Below are 17,674 nucleotides of genomic sequence, written 5' to 3' on the forward strand. Positions count from 1 at the left end.
CCATGCTGGGCAAGAACTCCGTGCTCGACCGGATCTGGATCCGCTTCGGGCTCTACATCGGCGGCACGCTGATCGCCACCATGGGGCTGCTGGCGGCCAGCGTCACCGTGTTCAACGAAGTGCAGTACCGCGCGTTCTACCGGACGCTGCCCTCGGCGTTGCAGGCCGAGATGGACGAACTCAACGCACAGGACCTGGCCGACGGCCCACGCGCCCGGGCGATCTACGGCCAATACTGGCAGGGCGACCTGCTGTTCGGCGAGAAGGTGTCGCTGCTCGTCGGCCTGGTGGTGTGCTTTCCGTTCGGCCTGGTGGTGGGCTTCTTCGTCTCGCGCATGGTGACCAAGCCCCTGGCCTCCATGGCCGCGGCGGCCACCCTGGTGGCGACCGGCGACTTCTCGGTGCGTGCAGCCCCGGCCCGCTACAAGGGCGAGATGGCCGAGATGGTCGGCCATTTCAACCAGATGATCGACGCGCTGGACGGCATGGCGCGCGAGCGCCGGGCCACGACGGCCTCGATCTCGCACGAGCTGCGCACGCCGCTCACGGTGCTGCGGGCGCGGCTGCACGGCATCTGCGATGGCGTGATCGCCGCGGACGCCACGGAGTCCCGCCTGCTGCTCGACCAGGTGGAGCACCTGGGCCGCCTGGTGGACGACCTGCACACCCTGTCGCTGGCCGAGGCCGGGCAGCTCTCGCTGCACCTGGTGGAGCAGGACCTGGCCGCCCTGGCGCAGGACACCCTGTCCGGCCATGCCGCGCGCATCCGCGACCATGGCGTGGTGCTCGAACTCACGCTCCCGCCCGTGCCGGGCTCCGCGCGGGTGGAGGTGGACGCGGTCCGCATGCGCCAGATCCTGGTCAACCTGGTCGAGAACGCCCTGCGCCACGCACGCGCGGGCGGTTGGCTGGGCGTGGACGTTGCGGTCGACCGGGAGGCCGTGCGCTTGTCCGTGAGCGACAACGGCCCCGGCATGTCCGAAGCGCAGCTGGCCAACCCGTTCAAGCGCTTCGCGCATGCGCCCGGCAAGACCGGCGAGGGCTCCGGCCTGGGGCTGTCCATCGTCCATGCGCTGGCGACACGCCAGGGCGCCACGGTGCAAGTGCGCCCCCGCGAGGCGGGCCGGGGCCTGTGCTTCACGGTGACGCTGGCACGGGCGGTGCGCTAGAAAACGCCTGCGCGCAAGCCGCCGTGGACGGGCTGCGGCGGCTGTTGGCGCGGCAGTTTTTTCCCGCCGCCACTTGAACCGCCACGTTTCACCCTTATGATTAGCACTCGCTGGGGATGAGTGCTAACGAAGCTTTCGCCCCACGTAATCCAAATTTGCAGCCACCGGCTGTGCCCTTCCAAGCCTCTTCAGGAGATGCAATTGAAACTTCGTCCTTTGGCCGATCGCGTGATCGTCAAGCGCATTGAAAGCGAAACCAAGACCGCCTCTGGCATCGTGATCCCCGACAACGCTGCCGAGAAGCCCGACCAAGGCGAAGTCCTGGCCGTGGGCCCGGGCAAGCTGGACGACAACGGCAAGCGCGTCGAGCTGTCGATCCGTGTCGGCGACCGCGTGCTGTTCGGCAAGTACTCGGGCCAGACCGTCAAGGTCGATGGCGACGAACTGCTGGTGATGAAGGAAGACGACCTGTTCGCAGTCGTCGAGAAGTAATTTCTCGCCTCGCACCCTCTTACTGAATCGAATCCGGAGAATTACTCATGGCAGCTAAAGACGTCATTTTCGGCGGTGAAGCCCGCGCCCGCATGGTCGAAGGCGTGAACATCCTGGCCAACGCGGTCAAGGTCACCCTGGGCCCCAAGGGCCGCAACGTGGTGCTCGAGCGCTCCTTCGGCGCCCCCACCGTGACCAAGGACGGCGTGTCCGTGGCCAAGGAAGTCGAACTGAAGGACAAGCTCCAGAACATGGGCGCCCAGATGGTCAAGGAAGTCGCTTCCAAGACCTCCGACAACGCTGGCGACGGCACCACCACCGCCACCGTGCTGGCCCAGGCCATCGTGCGCGAAGGCATGAAGTACGTGGCCGCCGGCATGAACCCGATGGACCTGAAGCGCGGCATCGACAAGGCGGTCACCGCCCTGATCGCCGAGCTGAAGAAGGCCTCCAAGGCCACCACCACCTCCAAGGAAATCGCGCAAGTCGGCTCCATCTCGGCCAACAGCGACGAATCCATCGGCAAGATCATCGCTGACGCGATGGACAAGGTCGGCAAGGAAGGCGTCATCACCGTCGAAGACGGCAAGTCGCTGGACAACGAGCTGGACGTCGTCGAAGGCATGCAATTCGACCGCGGCTACCTGTCGCCCTACTTCATCAACAACCCGGAAAAGCAAGCCGCGTTGCTGGACAACCCCTTCGTGCTGCTGTTCGACAAGAAGATCAGCAACATCCGCGAACTGCTGCCCACGCTGGAAGCCGTCGCCAAGGCCGGCCGTCCGCTGCTGATCATTGCCGAAGAAGTCGACGGCGAAGCGCTGGCGACCCTGGTGGTCAACACCATCCGCGGCATCCTGAAGGTCGTGGCCGTCAAGGCGCCTGGCTTCGGCGACCGCCGCAAGGCCATGCTGGAGGACATCGCCATCCTGACGGGCGGCAAGGTCATCGCTGAAGAAGTGGGCCTGACGCTGGAGAAGGTCACGCTGGCCGACCTGGGCCAGGCCAAGCGCATCGAAGTGGGCAAGGAAAACACCACCATCATCGATGGCGCCGGTGCTGCTGCCGACATCGAAGCCCGCGTCAAGCAAGTGCGCGTGCAGATCGAAGAAGCGACCAGCGACTACGACCGCGAGAAGCTGCAAGAGCGCGTGGCCAAGCTGGCCGGCGGTGTTGCCGTGATCAAGGTCGGCGCTGCCACCGAAGTCGAAATGAAGGAAAAGAAGGCCCGTGTCGAAGACGCGCTGCACGCCACCCGTGCTGCCGTGGAAGAAGGCATCGTGGCCGGTGGCGGCGTCGCGCTGCTGCGCGCCAAGCAAGCCGCTGGCGAGATCAAGGGCGACAACGCCGACCAGGACGCCGGCATCAAGCTGGTTCTGAAGGCCATCGAAGCGCCCCTGCGCGAGATCGTCTACAACGCCGGTGGCGAAGCCTCCGTCGTCGTGAACGCCGTGCTGGGTGGCAAGGGCAACTACGGCTTCAACGCCGCCAACGACACCTACGGCGACATGATCGAAATGGGTATCCTGGACCCGACCAAGGTGACCCGCACGGCCCTGCAGAACGCCGCCTCCGTGGCTTCGCTGATGCTGACGACCGAGGCGATGATCGCCGAGGCTCCGAAGGACGAGTCCCCCGCCCCGGCCATGCCCGGCGGCATGGGTGGCATGGGCGACATGGGCATGTAATGCCTGCCCGGTGCGGCCGACGAAGCCGCACCGCCCCATGAAAAAAGCCCCGCAGCGCAAGCTGCGGGGCTTTTTTCATTCCATGCCCGTCAGGTGGCGCGGCCGTCGTGCTGCTGCTCCACGCGGGCCTGGGCCTGGCTCACGCGGACCAGGGCCTCCTCGAAGCTCGTGAACCAGGCCTGCTGCACGGCCGGCGAGCAGTGCGGGATCCAGGTGCGCAGCGTGTCCTCGATGGCGCTGCGCATGAGTTCGCCGGCCTGCCGCGCCGTCACCGTGGCGGGCAGCGGCGCCGAGGCGCAGCCCATGCCCTGCAGCAGCTCGCCCACGGTGCCCGGCGCCGGGGTGGCCTGCACCGCCGCTGCGCCCGATGCGACGAAGCCGGCCGCGGAATCGTCGAACAGCCCCAGGTTGGGCCAGGGCGGCACGCGCCGCGCCAACGGCTCGCCGGTCATGTCGTCGAACAGCGCCTCTTCCTCGTCGTGCGCCAACTCGTGTTCGCCCGCGTCCGACACCAGCAGCGAGAACCGGCCGATGCGCAGCACGTCGCCTGCTGCCAGATCGGCCTCCTCGGCCGTGGCCAGCAGGCCGCCGTTGTGGATGATGGTGTTCAGGCCCATGTTCACCAGCACGAAGCCGGTGGCGCGCCAGTCCACCCGCGCATGCAGGCGCGACACCGAGCGCTCGGCATCCCGCAGCACCAGGGTGTTCTGGTCGGCCCGGCCCAGCGTGCCGCCCTGCGGGCCGAACACGGCGCCGGGCTCCGCCGAGCCTTCGATGGAGAAGCGCAGTGCCGGCATGGCGCGCTCAGCTGCGCAGGCGCTGCAGCAGGCCGGCGGTCGAGGCGTCCAGCCCGCTGCTGTCGCCCGTGGCCAGGCGCGGCTCGATGTCCTTGGCCAGCACCTTGCCCAGTTCGACACCCCACTGGTCGAAGCTGTTGATGCCCCAGACCGAGCCGCTCGTGAACACGCGGTGCTCCTGCAGCGCGATCAGCGCGCCCAGGCTGCGCGGCGTGAGCTTTTGCAGCAACAGGAAGCTGCTGGGCCGGTTGCCCGGAAAGTCGCGGTGGCCTGCGGCATCGGGCTTGCCCTGCATGAGGGCCTGCGCCTGCGCCAGCGCGTTGGCCAGCAGTGCGGACTGGTGGCCCGGCAGGCCATGGGCGGCCTCGCGCACGGCGACGAACTCGACCGGCACCACGTCCGTGCCCTGGTGCAGCATCTGGAAGTAGGCGTGCTGGCCATTGGTGCCGGGCTCGCCCCACAGCACCGGCGATGTGCCGTACGGCAAGGCGCCGCCGCGGCGGTCCACGCGCTTGCCATTGCTCTCCATCTCCAGCTGCTGCAGGTAGGCGGGCAGCCGTGCCAGCGCGCTGTGGTAGGGCGCGATGCTGCGGCTCGTGAAGCCCAGGAAGTTGCGGTACCAGACGTCCAGCAGGCCCAGGCGGACCGGCAGGTTGGCCTGCAGCGGGGCCTCGCGGAAATGCCGGTCCATCGCGTGGGCGCCGGCCAGCAGTTCGCGGAAGCCCTCGGCGCCGATGGCGATCGCGATCGGCAGGCCGATGGCCGACCACAGCGAATAGCGGCCCCCCACCCAGTCCCAGAAGCCGAAGATGTTGGCGATGCCGAAGGCGCGCGCGGCCTCCACGTTGCTCGACAGCGCGGCGAAGTGGCGCGCCACGTCCGTCCCGCCGCTGCGCTGGAACCAAGCCAGCGCGGAGCGCGCGTTGGCCATGGTCTCGGCCGTGGTGAAGGTCTTGGACGCAATGAGGAACAGGCTGCTCTCGGGCTTCAAGCGGCGCAGCACGGCATCGAGCTCGTGGCCGTCCACGTTGCTGACGAAGTGCAGGCGGCGCCCGGGCGCGGCGTAGGCGTCCAGCGCGCGCACCACCATCTGCGGGCCCAGGTCGGAGCCGCCGATGCCGATGTTGACGATGTCGGTGATGCCGCTGTCGGCGCGCACCTGCTCGGCATAGGCCAGCATGGCGTCCAGCGTCTGGTGCACATCGGCCAGGGCCGCATCCCAGGCCGGGGTGGCCTGCGGCGTGCCGGCCGGCGCGCGCAGCAGCGTGTGCAGCACGGCGCGCTGCTCGGTGTTGTTGATGGCCTCGCCCGCGAACATGGCATCGCGGTGCGCCGGCACACCGGCCTGGTCGGCCAGGTCGAACAGCGCGTTCTCGATGCCGGCGTCGATCCAGTTCTTGGACAGGTCGGCGAACAGCTCCGGCGCTTCCTGGCTGAAATGCGGCACGCGGCCCGGGTCGTCCGCCAGCGCGGCACGCACGTCGTAACCGGTCTTGAGCGCCTGGCTCAGCGCACGCAGCTGGCCCCAGGCGGGCAACTGGTCGCAACGGGGTCGGTCGGTCCAGCCCATCTCAGGCCGCCTGCATGAGCTTTTCGAGCTTGACCGCGTCCACCGCGAACGCGCGGATGCCTTCGGCCAGCTTCTCGGTGGCCATGGCGTCCTCGTTCAGCGCGTAGCGGAAGCCGGCCTCGTCGTACTGCACAGCCACGAGGTCGAGCTTGCGCGCGGCCTCGGCGTCCAGCGTACGCGCGAGCGGCTCTTCGCTGGCGGCGAGCTGGGCCAGCAGATCGGGGCTGATGGTCAGCAGGTCGCAGCCGGCCAGCGCGGTGATCTGGCCCGTGTTGCGAAAGCTCGCGCCCATGACCTCGGTGGCGATGCCGAAGCGCTTGTAGTACTCGTAAATCTGGCGCACTGAGCGCACGCCGGGGTCGTTGGCGCCGCTGCTGGCGGCCTCGTCCCAGGCGCTGCCTGCGGACTTCTTGTACCAGTCGTAGATGCGGCCGACGAAGGGCGAGATCAGCTGCACCTTGGCCGTGCCGCAGGCCACGGCCTGGCAGAACGAGAACAGCAGCGTGAGGTTGGTGCGGATGCCCTTGCGCTCCAGTTCGGCGGCCGCCTGGATGCCTTCCCAGGTGGAAGCCACCTTGATCAGCACGCGCTCCTTGGCGATGCCTTCGGCCGCGTACAGCGCGATCAGGCGTTCGCCGCGCGCCACGGTGGCTGCGGTATCGAAGCTCAGGCGCGCGTCCACCTCGGTGGAGACGCGGCCCGGGATGATGGCCAGGATCTCGCAGCCGAAGCGCACCAGCAGGCGGTCCATCACCTCGTCCAGAGCCTTGCCGCGAAAGCGCGACACGGCATCCTTGAGCAGCGGCGCGTAGTCGGGCAGCTGCACGGCCTTGAGGATCAGCGAGGGATTGGTCGTCGCATCGGTGGGCTTGAAGGCACCGAGTTGCTTGAAGTCGCCGGTGTCGGCAACCACGGTGGTGAGCGCCTTGAGGGCATCGAGTTGGGTCATGGCAGGTGGCAAGGCAATTGCAAGGGTTGCAAGGTGGGCAGGAGGATAAGGCAAGCACAAGAAGGGCCGGGTCAGCGAAGGCCTCCTGCGCAACGCCGCCAGTATGCCCGAGCATGAAACTAAGTTACAGTCCCACCCACCATTTGATGTAACAACCATGAGCTTCGACCTTGTTCTCTTCGGCGGCACCGGCGACCTGGCCTGGCGCAAGCTGATGCCGGCGCTGTTCCAGTCGTTCCGCCACGGCACCTTGCCACCCAACGGCCGCATCATCGGCGTGGCACGCGACGATCTCAGCGACGACGACTACCGCGCGCTGATCCAGTCGCGCTTCGACGCGGTGGAGGGCGACAAGCGCCCCAATGTCGAGGAGTTCAAGCGCTTCGCCGAACTGCTGCACTACCAGCGCGTGGACCTGTCCAAGCCGCAGGACTTCGCGGCGCTGGCCGACAAGCTGCTGGCCCGCAACGCCGATTCGCTCGTGATGTACGTGGCCACGGCACCGGCGCTGTTCACGCAGGTGGTCGAGCAGATCGCCGCCGCCAAGCTCAACGGCCCCAAGACGCGCGTGGTGCTGGAAAAACCGCTCGGCCACGACCTGGCGTCGAACCGCGCCATCAACCAGGCCGTGGGCCGCGTGCTGGCCGAGAACCAGGTGTTCCGCATCGACCATTACCTGGGCAAGCCCTCGGTGCAGAACCTGTTCGCGATGCGCTTCGGCAATGCGCTGTTCGAACCGATCTGGCGCCGCGAATACATCGCCAACATCCAGATCACGATCGCCGAGGACCTGGGCGTGGAAAAGCGCGGCGCCTTCTACGACCAGACCGGCGCGCTGCGCGACATGGTGCAGAACCATGCGCTGCAGCTGGTCTGCGCGATCGCGATGGAGCCGCCCATCAACGCCCACGCCGACGCCATCCGCGACGAGAAGCTCAAGGTGCTGCGTTCGCTCAAGCGCTGGAACCCTGAGACGCTGGGCCTGCACACGGTGCGCGGCCAGTACACGGCCGGCACGGCCTACGGCGCGCGCGTGCCGGGTTACCTGGAAGAGCCCGGCGTGGACCCGGAAAGCCGCACCGAGACCTTCGTCGCCCTGCGCACCGAGATCGAGAACTGGCGCTGGGCCGGCGTGCCCTTCTACATCCGCACGGGCAAGCGGCTCTCCTCGCGCGATGCACGCATCGAGGTCAACTTCAAGCCTACGCCGCATGCGATCTACGACACGCCGCAGGGCAGCTTCAACCGGCTGGTCATCAACCTGCAGCCCAAGGACGGGCTGGAGCTGCACCTGATGGCGCAGGGCCAGGGCACCCGCAAGCGCAGCGGCACCGCCGAGCAGCTGGCGCCGGTGCAGGCCGACCTGGACTTCGACAAGCGCTTCGGCAGCGAGCGCGTGGGCGCCTACGAGCGGCTGCTGCTCGACGTGCTGGACGGCCGGCTCAACCTGTTCGTGCGCAGCGACGAGCAGGAGGCCGCCTGGCGCTGGGTCGAGCCCATCCTGGAGTACTGGAAGAACGAGAGCCGCCCGCCGCGCAGCTATGCCGCGGGCACCTGGGGGCCGAGCGCCTCCAGCGCCATGATCGCGCGCGACGGCTTCTACTGGAGCGAGGAGGCTTGAGCGCAATGCTCGACCGCATCCGCGCCTGCCTGCCCTCGCTGGCGCCTGCCGAGCAGCGGGTGGCCAAGCTCGTGCTGAGCGACCCGCGCGCGTTCGCCTCGCTGCCGGTGGGCGAACTGGCCGAGCTGGCGCACGTCAGCAAGCCCACGGTGGTGCGCTTTTGCCGCAGCGTGGGCTACGACGGGCTGGTGGACTTCAAGCTCAAGCTGGCCGGCAGCGTGAGCGAGGGCGTGCCCTTCATCCACCGTGCGGTGGACGTGGACGACAAGACTGGCGACGTGATGGTCAAGGTCATCGACAACACGGTGGCCGCCTTCCTCAAGTACCGCAACGACGCCGGCGTGGCCGCCATCGAGAAGGCCGCCACGGCGCTGGCGGCGATGCACCAGACGGGCCGGCGCGTGGAGTTCTACGGCGCCGGCAATTCGGGCATCGTGGCGCAGGACGCGCAGCACAAGTTCTTCCGCCTGGGTGTGAACGCGATCAGCTACAGCGACGGCCACATGCAGGTGATGGCCGCGTCCATGCTGCGGCCGGGCGATTGCGCGGTGGTGATCTCCAACTCGGGCCGCACGCGCGACCTCATGGACGCCTGCGACATCGCGCGGCGCAAGGGCGCCACCACCATCGTGCTGACGGCCAGCGGCTCGCCCCTGGCCGCCGCCGGCCACATCCACCTGGCGGCCGACCACCCCGAGGGCTACGACCGCTACAGCCCCATGGTGTCGCGGCTGCTGCACCTGATGGTGATCGACATCCTGGCCACCTGCGTGGCGCTGCGCATCGGCGGCGCACGCCTGCAGCCCATGCTGCAGGACATCAAGGACAACCTGCGCAGCAAACGGTACACCTGAGGCCCGGCCTCAGATCCGGCCTTCCTCCACCGCGTGGCAGGCCACGGTGATGCCGGCGATCTTCTGCATCAGTGGCCGCTCGGCCTTGCAGCGCGCGTTCGCGTGCGGGCAACGCGGGTGGAAGGCGCAGCCGGTCGGCGGATTCAGGGGGTTGGGCACCTCGCCCTGCACCGGCGTGCGGGCGCGGCCGGTGTCGTGCATCTTCGGGATCGCGTCCAGCAGCATGCGCGTGTAGGGGTGGCGTGGCGCGGCGAACAGGCTCTGCTTGTCGGCCAGCTCGACCAGGCGCCCCAGATACATCACGCCCACCTCGTCGCTCACATGCCGCACCACCGCCAGGTTGTGCGAGATGAACAAGTAGGTCAGGCCGCGCTGGCGCTGCAGCGTCTTCATGATGTTGAGCACCTGGGCCTGCACGCTGACGTCCAGCGCCGAGGTCGGCTCGTCGCACACCAGGAAATCGGGCTGCGTGGCCAAGGCACGCGCGATCGAGATGCGCTGGCGCTGTCCGCCGGAGAACTGGTGCGGGTACTTGGACATGTCCAGCGGCGACAGGCCGACGGACTGCAGCAATTCGCCCACGCGGGCGCGACGCCCTGCCTTGTCGTGGATGAGGCCATGCTCCAGCAGCGGCTCGGCGATGATGTCCTCGACCACCCAGCGCGGGTTCAGGCTCGCGTACGGGTCCTGGAAGATCATCTGGATGCGCCGGCGCAGGGCCGCGCCCTCGCTTCCTGCGCGGCCCTCGGAGGCCTTGAACGCGGCGTGCGCATCCTGCCCGTCGAAGGTCAGCCCGCCACGCGTGGGCGCGTACAGGCCGACTAGCAGGCGCGCCACCGTGCTCTTGCCGCAACCGGATTCGCCGACCAGCGCCAGCGTCTTGCCCTTCTCGATGGAAAAGCTCACGCCGTCCACCGCATGCAGCAGGGCCCTGGGCTTGCGCTCGATCACGCGGTTCAGCCAGGGCGGCGACACGTCGAACACCTTGGCCAGGTCGTGCGCCTGCACGAGCGGCTGGGCGACGGCAGGCATGGGCAGGCCTTCGGCCTGGCGGCCCGCGGTGCGCGCCTCCCGGTCCAGCCCGGCGGCGCTCATCGCACACCTCCGGCGTGCAGCCAGCAGGCAGCGCGGCTGGCGCCGGCGTCCATCAGCTCGGGCCGTTCGACCTTGCAGCGGTCGAAGACCTTCGGGCAGCGCGGATTGAAGGCGCAACCGGTGGGGATGGCGTTGAGGCGGGGCATGGCGCCATCGATCTGGTTGAGCATCTCGCGGTCGATGGTGATGTCGGGGATCGCGGCCATGAGGCCTTCGGAGTAAGGGTGTGCCGGGTGGTTGATGACCTCGTGCACCGGGCCGATCTCGGCGATCCGGCCGGCGTACATCACGGCCACGCGGTCGCAGGTCTCGGCGATCACGCCCATGTCGTGCGTGATCAGCATGACGGCCGCACCGTGCTGGCGGCACACGCGCTTGAGCAGCTGGATGATCTGCGCCTGGATCGACACGTCCAGCGCCGTGGTGGGCTCGTCGGCCACGATGAGCTTGGGCTCGGCCGCCAGGGCCAGCGCGATCACCACGCGCTGGCGCATGCCACCGGAGAACTGGTGCGGGTAGTGGTCGATGCGCTGCTCGGCCGCCGGGATGCCGGTGTCCTGCAGCAAACCGATGGCGCGCCGGCGCGCCTCCGCCGCGTTGACGGGAAGGTGCGCCTGGATCGTCTCGGTCAGCTGGCGGCCCACCGAGTACAGCGGGTTCAGCGAGGTCAGCGGATCCTGGAAGATGGCACCGATGCGCCGGCCGCGGATGCGGCGCATGGCCTCGTGCTCCAGGTTGTCGATGCGCTGGCCCTCCAGCAGGATCTGGCCGCTGGCGATGCGGCCCGGCGGCTCCAGCAGGCCGATGATGGACGCGCCGGTGAGCGACTTGCCGGCGCCGGACTCGCCCACCACGCCGAGGATCTCGCCGGGCGCGATGGAGAAGGAGATGTCGTCCAGCGCGCGCAGCGTGCCGCGCCGGCTGGGGAATTCGACGACCAGGTTCTGGACTTCTAGCAGGGACATGGATGCTGGCTTGTGGCTCGCGGTGTGCGCAGGTCAGCGCAGGCGGGGATTGAGCGCGTCGCGCAGCCAATCGCCCAGGAGGTTCACGCTGAGCGCGATCAGCACCAGCATCAGGCCCGGGAACAGCGTGATCCACCATTCACCGGAGAACAGGTAGTCGTTGCCCACGCGGATCAGCGTGCCCAGCGAAGGCGACGTGGGCGGCGCGCCCACGCCGAGGAAGGACAGCGTGGCCTCGGTGATGATGGCGGTGGCCACCTGGATGGTGGCCAGCACCATGACCGGCCCGGTCACGTTGGGCAGCACATGGCGGCGCATGATGCGCAGCGGCGAGACGCCCGTGACGCGCGCGGCCTGCACATACTCCTTGTTGCGCTCGACCAGCGTGGAGCCGCGCACGGTGCGCGCGTACTGCACCCACCCGGTCAGCGAGATCGACAGGATCAGCACGCCGAAGGCCAGGCCCTCGTGCGCGTTCGGGAACAGCGCGCGGCCGACACCTGCGATCAGCAGGGCCACCAGGATGGCGGGGAACGACAGCATCACGTCGCACAGGCGCATCAGCGCGGCGTCGATCCAGCCGCCCTTGAAGCCGGCCAGCAGGCCCAGGCTCACCCCCACCAGCAGCGACAGCAGCACCGAGGCCAGGCCCACGACCAGCGAGATGCGCGCCCCATACATCAGCGCGGACAGGATGTCGCGGCCCTGGTCGTCCGTGCCCAGCAGGTACTTGACCGTGCCTTCTGCCTGCCAGGCCGGCGGCAGCCGCGCGTCGCCGAGCTCCAGCGTGGCCAGGTCGAACGGGTTGTGCGGCGCGACCCAGCCGGCAAAGAACGCGCAGAACACGCAGACCAGGGCCACGGCCCCGGCGACGATCGCGGTCGGCGAGGTGCGGAAGCTGTGGCCGACATCGCTGTCCCAGGCACGCTGGAACCAGCCGGCTTGCGTTGCAGCCTGCATCACTTGCCGACCTGGATGAACTTCCAGGGCATGAAGTTGTCCGGCAGCTGCACCACCGTGACGCCCTTGCGCACGGCCCAGTTCAGCGTCTGCTGGTGCAGCGGGATGTGGCCGATGTCGTCCTGGTGCAGCTTCATGGCCTCGTGGATCATGGCCATGCGCTTGCCGTCGTCGATCTCCGATGCGATCTGGTCGGTCAGCGCGTCGAGCTTGGGATTGCTGTAGGCGCCCAGGTTGAACTGGCCGCGGCCGCCCTCGCCCGGCGTGCCCATGATCGGGAACAGCACGTTGTGCACGTCCACGGTGCTGGCGGTCCAACCCAGCATGTAGAAGCTGGTGTCGCGGCGCAGGATCTTGGGGAAGTAGCTGGCCTTGGTCTCGGCCTCCAGGTTGATCTTGACGCCGATGCGCGCGAGGCTGGCGGCCACCGCCTGGCAGATGTCGCTGTCGTTCACGTAGCGGTCGTTCGGGCAGTTCATCTTGACCTCGAAGCCGTTCGGGTAGCCGGCCTCGGCCAGCAGCTTCTTGGCAGCCTCGGTGTCGTAGGGCAGGCGCTTGTCCAGGTCCTTGGCGTAGCCGCGCACCTGCGGCGGAATCATCAGGCCGACCGGAATCGCCGAATTGCGCATCACCCGGTTGCGGATCGCCTCGATGTCGATGGCCTGGTAGAAGGCCTGGCGCACGCGCTTGTCCTTGAACGGGTTCTTGCCCTTGATGTTGGAGAACTGCAGTTCGTCGCGCTTCTGGTCCATGCCCAGGAAGATCACGCGCAGCTCGGGGCCCTGCAGCACGTTGGCCTTGCCGTCGCGCTTGATGCGCTCCACGTCCTGCACCGGCACCGGCTCCATCACGTCGACCTCGCCGGAGAGCATGGCCGCCACGCGCGTGGCGTCGTTGCCCACCACGTTGAAGACCACCTCGTCGACGTTGCTGTCGATCTTGCCCCAGTAGTTGGGGCTGCGCGTGAAGACCGAGCGCACGTTGGGCTGGCGCTCGCGCGCACGGAACGGGCCGGTGCCGTTGGTGCGGAACGAGGCCGCGTTCTCGATGCCCTTGCGCCGGTCCACCGGGCGCGTGGCCTGGTTGGCCTCGCACCACTTCTTGCTCATGATGTACCAGTTGGTGATGAGGTCGGGCAGGATCGGGAAGGGCTGCGTGGTGACGATGTCGATGGTGTTGTCATCGATCTTGTTGATCTGCTTGATCTGGCCGACGTAGCTCTTCACGTCGGAGCCCTCGCCGCGTGCACGGTCGTAGCTGAAGATCACGTCGTCGGCCGTGAACGGCGTGCCATCGTGGAATTGCACGTTCTTGCGCAGGTTGAAGCGCCAGACCGTGGGCGCGGTCTGCTTCCAGTCGGTGGCCAGAGCTGCGGTCAGCTTGAAATCGGCACCGCGCGTGACCAGCGGCTCGTAGACGTTGCCCGTCACGGTGAGCTGCAGCGACTCCTGCAGCGAGTGCGGGTCGAGCGAGGTGGCATCGCCCTGGTTGGCGATGCGCAGCGTCACGGCCTGGGCCGAGAGGCACGCGGCCAACAGCAGGGATGCGGTCAATGCAGCGAGGCGGGGCTTGGTGTGCATGGCGAAGGCTCCGTTGGAAGACTCAGGTGGGATCGGGCGTGGCAAGCGGCATGCCTTGCTCGACGAGGCCGGCGTGCAGCGCCGCGCCCAGGGGCAGGATGTCGTCGTTGAAGTCGTAGCGGCTGTTGTGCAGGTGGCAGCCATCGGGCGCGCCCTGGCCGATGCGCAGGTAGGCCCCCGGCCTGGCCTGCAGCATGAAGGAGAAGTCCTCCGCGCCCATGCTGGGCTCCATGTCGCGCACCAGCCGCCCGGCGCCGACCAGGCGTTCGGCCACGTCGCCGGCGAAGCGGGCCTGGTCGCGGTGGTTGATGGTGGCAGGGTAGATGCGTTCGAACCGCACCTCCGCCTGGGCGCCGAAGCCCTGCGCCACCGCGCTGCACAGCTCGGCCAGGCGCCGCTCCACCAGCGCCTGCACGTTGGCGTCGAAGGTGCGCACGGTGCCGACCAGCGTGGCCTCGCCAGGCACCACGCTCATGGCGCCCAGGTCGCCGGCGTGCATGGCGCACAGGCTCAGCACCGCCGCGTCGATGGGGCGCGTGTTGCGCGAGACGATGCTTTGCGCGGCCGTGATGATGTGCGCCGCCACCAGCACCGGGTCGACGGTCTGGTAGGGATGCGCGCCGTGGCCGCCCTTGCCGGTCACCTGGATGGTCACCCGGTCCGCAGCGGCCATCATGGCCCCGCTGTTCAGCCCCACGGTGCCCGGCGCCATCGCCGGCCAGTTGTGCATGGCGAAGACCGACTGCACGGGGAAGCGGTCGAACAGGCCTTCGTCGATCATGGCCTTGGCACCCGCGAAGCCCTCTTCGCCCGGCTGGAAGATCAGCACGGCCGTGCCGTCGAAGCAGCGGGTCTCGGCCAGGTAGCGCGCGGCGCCCACCAGCATGGCCGTGTGCCCGTCATGGCCGCAGCCGTGCATGAGGCCGTTGCGGCCGGAGCGCCAGGCGCGCTCGCCCTGCTCCAGCAGCGGCAGCGCGTCCATGTCTGCGCGCAGGCCCAGCATGCGGCCGCTGGCCACGCTGCGCCCATGCACCACGCCCACCACGCCGGTCCTGGCGATGCCGGTGTGCACTTCGTCGACGCCGCACAGCCGCAGTGCATCGGCCACGCGCGCCGCCGTGTAGTGCTCCTCGAAGCCAATCTCGGGGTGGGCGTGCAGGTCGCGCCGCAAGGCTGTCAACTCGGGATGGAATTGCGCGATGCGGTCGAACGCCCGACCTCCCGCGCGCAGCACCGGCGCCAGCATCAATGCCCTCCCGACTTGCCGAGGCGCAGCCGCGGATCGACCGCGAAATACAGCAGGTCCACGACGAGGTTGATGGTCACGAAGATCAGCGCGATCAGGCACAGGTAGGCCGCCATGACCGGGATGTCCGCGAAGGTCACAGCCTGGATGAACAGCAGCCCCATGCCGGGCCACTGGAACACCGTCTCGGTGATGATGGAGAACGCGATCAGCGTGCCCAGCTGCAGGCCGGTGATCGTGATGACGGGCACCAGTGTGTTCTTGAGCGCATGGCCGAAGTGGATCGCGCGGTCCGACAGGCCCCGGGCGCGCGCGAACTTGATGTAGTCGGTGCGCAGCACCTCCAGCATCTCGGCACGCACCAGCCGCAGGATCAGCGTGAGCTGGAAGATCGCCAGCGTGATGGCCGGCAGCATGATGTGGTGCCAGCCCTTGGGTGTCAGCAGGCCGGTGCTCCACCAGCCCAGCTGCACCGTGGGCCCGCGGCCGAAGCTCGGGAACCAGCCCAGCCACACCGCGAACACCAGGATCAGCAGGATGCCGATCAGGAAGGTGGGCAGGGACACGCCCAGCAGCGACAGCGTCATCAGCATCTGGCTCATGAAGCTGCCGCGGCGCAGCGCGGCGTAGACGCCCGCCGGCACGCCGACCAGCAGCGCGATCAGCGCGGCGACGAGCGCCAGCTCCAGCGTGGCCGGAAAGCGCTCGGCGATCAGCCGCGACACCTTGGCCCCCTGGCGCAGCGACAGGCCGAACTCGCCCTGCGCCGCGTTGTAGAGGAAGTGCCAGAACTGCACGATGAAGGGCCGGTCCAGGCCCAGCGCCTCGCGCAGTTCGCGGATCTGCTCGGACGTGGCGTCCTGCCCCAGCAGGAATACCACCGGATCACCCACGTACTGGAACAGCAGGAAGGCAATGAAGGCCACGGCCACCATCACCACCACGGCCTGCAACAGGCGGCGAAGAATGAAAGCAAACATCGGTTGAGGCTCCTGGAGCCGGCGGCGCTGCGTGCGCCGCCAGGCCCGCAAGGGTCAGTTGACCTTGATCAGGCGCCAGTCGAGACGGTTGTCGGCACGGTGCACGACCTCGACGTTCTTCTTCATGGCCCAGGGGATGACCTGGTTGTACAGCGGCAGGTGCGACACATCCTCGTGCGAGAGGATCAGTGCTTTCTCGATGAGTTCGTTGCGGTTTTTGAGGTCGGTCTCGACCTTGATGCGCTCCACCAGCGCATCCATCTGCGGGTTGGAATAGCGGCCCACGTTGTAGTTGCCGTCACCGCCCGCGCCCACCGAGCGCACCAGCGATTGCAGGCTGTACAGCGCGTCGAAGGTCGGAACGCCCCAGCCCAGCATGTAGATGCTGGCCTCGTAGCGCTGGATCATCGGGAAGTAGGTGACCAGCGGCAGCGTGCGCAGCTTGGCCTTCACGCCCACGCGCGCCCACATGGCCGTGATGGCCTGGCAGACCGCCTCGTCGTTGATGTAGCGGTTGTTGGGGCAGGCGAAGTCGACCTCGAAGCCCTGCGGATAGCCGGCATCGGCCAGCAGCTTCTGCGCGGCCTTGGCGTCGTAGGGCCAGCGCACGTCGGCCTTCTTGGTCCAGCCGTTGACCTGGGGCGAGACCAGCGTGCCGGTGCTCTCGCCCAGGCCGCGCAGCGTCACGCGCTGGATCGCGCCGATGTCGATCGCCTGGTACAGCGCCTTGCGCACGCGCACGTCCTTGAGCGGGTTCTTGCCCTTAACGCTGGAGCCGACCAGCTCGTCGCGGAACTGGTCCATGCCCAGGAACAGGGTGCGGTTCTCCACGCCGTCCATGACCTTCATGTCGGGATTGCTGCGCAGCCGGCCCAGGTCCTGCGGGCTGGGATCGAGCACGAAGTCGGTCTCGCCGGACAGCAGGGCCGCGAGCCGCGTGGCCTGCGCCTTGATCGGGGTGTAGACGATCTCCGTCACGTTGCCGGTGCTCTTGCCCCAGTAGTGCGGGTTGGCCACGAGCACCATGCGCTGATCGGGCTGCCATTCCTTGAGCATGTAGGGGCCCGTGCCCATGGCGTTGCGGTGCGCGAAGGTCTCGTCCTGGGTCTTGATGTCCTTGGGCTCGACGGATTTGTTCTTCTCGGCCCAGGCGCGGCTCATGATGCGCAGCTCGGTCAGCTGGTTGACCAGCGTGGGCGTGGGCGCCTTGAGCATCACGTCCACGGTGGTGTCGTCGACCTTGACCACCTTGTCGATGCCCTGGGCATAGACGGCATAGTTGGAGGTCTTGGCCATCGCGCGGGTGAGCGAGAAGACCACGTCGTCGGCCGAGAACGCCGAGCCATCGCTGAACTTCACGCCCTTGCGCAGCGCGAAGCGCACCTGCGTCGGACTGATCTGCTTCCACTCGGTGGCCAGTTGCGCCTCGGGCTTGAAGGTCTTGCTGTTGTAGTAGACCAGCGAGTCGTAGATGGACGCATGCACGCCGTTGCCCAGGGCGTTGTTCTGCGAGTGGATGTCCATCGTGGGGATGTCGCTGGCGCTGGACCATTTGAAGGTCTTGGCTTGCGCAGCGGTTCCAAGGGTCAACGCGACGAATGCACCGGTACAGAACAAAGCAATCTTTTGCATGGGCAGGCTCTCGAAAAAGGAGATTCCACTATGCAACAAGCGGGCCAGCGCAGGCAGCCGGAGTTTCCCCATGCAA

The 17,674-nt window shown here is 68.1% G+C and carries 15 protein-coding genes; 5 read left to right on the forward strand and 10 right to left on the reverse strand.

Annotation, left to right across the window (positions count from 1 at the left end; all coding sequences use genetic code 11):
* The first annotated feature begins 2 nt into the window (after positions 1-2).
* The 3 genes from ASF44_RS06055 to groL all read left to right on the forward strand — a co-directional run bounded on the left by ASF44_RS06055 (position 3) and on the right by groL (position 3,349).
* The gene (locus ASF44_RS06055) at positions 3-1,169 is read left to right on the forward strand and encodes a cell wall metabolism sensor histidine kinase WalK (protein ID WP_056898316.1); all 1,167 of its coding nucleotides are present in this window, start codon (positions 3-5) and stop codon (positions 1,167-1,169) included.
* A gap of 201 nt (positions 1,170-1,370) precedes the next feature.
* Positions 1,371-1,661, forward strand: coding sequence for a co-chaperone GroES (groES, locus tag ASF44_RS06060; RefSeq protein ID WP_056898317.1), 291 nt, complete (start codon positions 1,371-1,373; stop codon positions 1,659-1,661).
* A gap of 47 nt (positions 1,662-1,708) precedes the next feature.
* A complete protein-coding gene (gene groL, locus ASF44_RS06065; protein WP_056898318.1) occupies positions 1,709-3,349 on the forward strand; it encodes a chaperonin GroEL in 1,641 nt (546 codons plus the stop codon).
* A gap of 89 nt (positions 3,350-3,438) precedes the next feature.
* On the opposite strand, the gene ASF44_RS06070 is transcribed toward groL, so the two are convergent.
* The 3 genes from ASF44_RS06070 to tal are packed head-to-tail and all read right to left on the reverse strand — an operon-like array spanning position 3,439 to position 6,665.
* Entirely contained in the window at positions 3,439-4,146 is a 708-nt protein-coding gene (locus tag ASF44_RS06070) for an FHA domain-containing protein (protein WP_056898319.1), read from the reverse strand.
* Positions 4,147-4,153: 7 nt separating this feature from the next.
* Positions 4,154-5,716 (reverse strand): glucose-6-phosphate isomerase, encoded by a 1,563-nt coding sequence (gene pgi, locus ASF44_RS06075; protein WP_056898320.1) that lies wholly within the window; start codon positions 5,714-5,716, stop codon positions 4,154-4,156.
* 1 nt (position 5,717) lies between these two features.
* Positions 5,718-6,665, reverse strand: a complete 948-nt coding sequence (tal, locus tag ASF44_RS06080) for a transaldolase (RefSeq protein WP_056898321.1) — start codon at positions 6,663-6,665, stop codon at positions 5,718-5,720.
* Between the two features lie 157 nt (positions 6,666-6,822).
* Between tal and zwf the strand changes: the two genes are divergently transcribed.
* The gene (gene zwf, locus ASF44_RS06085; protein WP_056898322.1) at positions 6,823-8,286 is read left to right on the forward strand and encodes a glucose-6-phosphate dehydrogenase; all 1,464 of its coding nucleotides are present in this window, start codon (positions 6,823-6,825) and stop codon (positions 8,284-8,286) included.
* A 5-nt stretch (positions 8,287-8,291) separates the two neighbouring features.
* Positions 8,292-9,140, forward strand: a complete 849-nt coding sequence (locus ASF44_RS06090) for a MurR/RpiR family transcriptional regulator (protein ID WP_056898323.1) — start codon at positions 8,292-8,294, stop codon at positions 9,138-9,140.
* 9 nt (positions 9,141-9,149) lie between these two features.
* Here ASF44_RS06090 and ASF44_RS06095 read toward each other — a convergent pair whose 3' ends face one another.
* From ASF44_RS06095 to ASF44_RS06125, 7 genes are read right to left on the reverse strand one after another with little or no spacing between them, the layout of a single operon-like run.
* The gene (locus ASF44_RS06095; protein WP_056898445.1) at positions 9,150-10,172 is read right to left on the reverse strand and encodes an ABC transporter ATP-binding protein; all 1,023 of its coding nucleotides are present in this window, start codon (positions 10,170-10,172) and stop codon (positions 9,150-9,152) included.
* A 59-nt stretch (positions 10,173-10,231) separates the two neighbouring features.
* On the reverse strand, positions 10,232-11,200 hold the full coding sequence (locus ASF44_RS06100) for an ABC transporter ATP-binding protein (RefSeq protein ID WP_056898324.1): 969 nt from the start codon (positions 11,198-11,200) through the stop codon (positions 10,232-10,234).
* Between the two features lie 33 nt (positions 11,201-11,233).
* Positions 11,234-12,160 (reverse strand): ABC transporter permease, encoded by a 927-nt coding sequence (locus ASF44_RS06105; RefSeq protein ID WP_056898325.1) that lies wholly within the window; start codon positions 12,158-12,160, stop codon positions 11,234-11,236.
* On the reverse strand, positions 12,160-13,740 hold the full coding sequence (locus ASF44_RS06110; protein ID WP_056898326.1) for an ABC transporter substrate-binding protein: 1,581 nt from the start codon (positions 13,738-13,740) through the stop codon (positions 12,160-12,162). The genes ASF44_RS06105 and ASF44_RS06110 overlap by 1 nt, the downstream gene beginning before the upstream one ends.
* A gap of 22 nt (positions 13,741-13,762) precedes the next feature.
* Complete coding sequence (locus ASF44_RS06115) at positions 13,763-14,986, reverse strand: M20 aminoacylase family protein (protein ID WP_056898327.1); 1,224 nt, start codon at positions 14,984-14,986, stop codon at positions 13,763-13,765.
* Complete coding sequence (locus tag ASF44_RS06120; RefSeq protein ID WP_056898328.1) at positions 14,986-15,966, reverse strand: ABC transporter permease; 981 nt, start codon at positions 15,964-15,966, stop codon at positions 14,986-14,988. Before ASF44_RS06120 ends, ASF44_RS06115 begins: the two co-directional genes overlap by 1 nt.
* A 54-nt stretch (positions 15,967-16,020) precedes the next feature.
* Entirely contained in the window at positions 16,021-17,598 is a 1,578-nt protein-coding gene (locus ASF44_RS06125) for an ABC transporter substrate-binding protein (RefSeq protein WP_056898329.1), read from the reverse strand.
* Positions 17,599-17,674 lie beyond the last annotated feature (76 nt).

The sequence above is a fragment of the Pseudorhodoferax sp. Leaf274 genome, from assembly GCF_001422445.1.
Classification (GTDB): Bacteria; Pseudomonadota; Gammaproteobacteria; order Burkholderiales; family Burkholderiaceae_C; genus Pseudorhodoferax.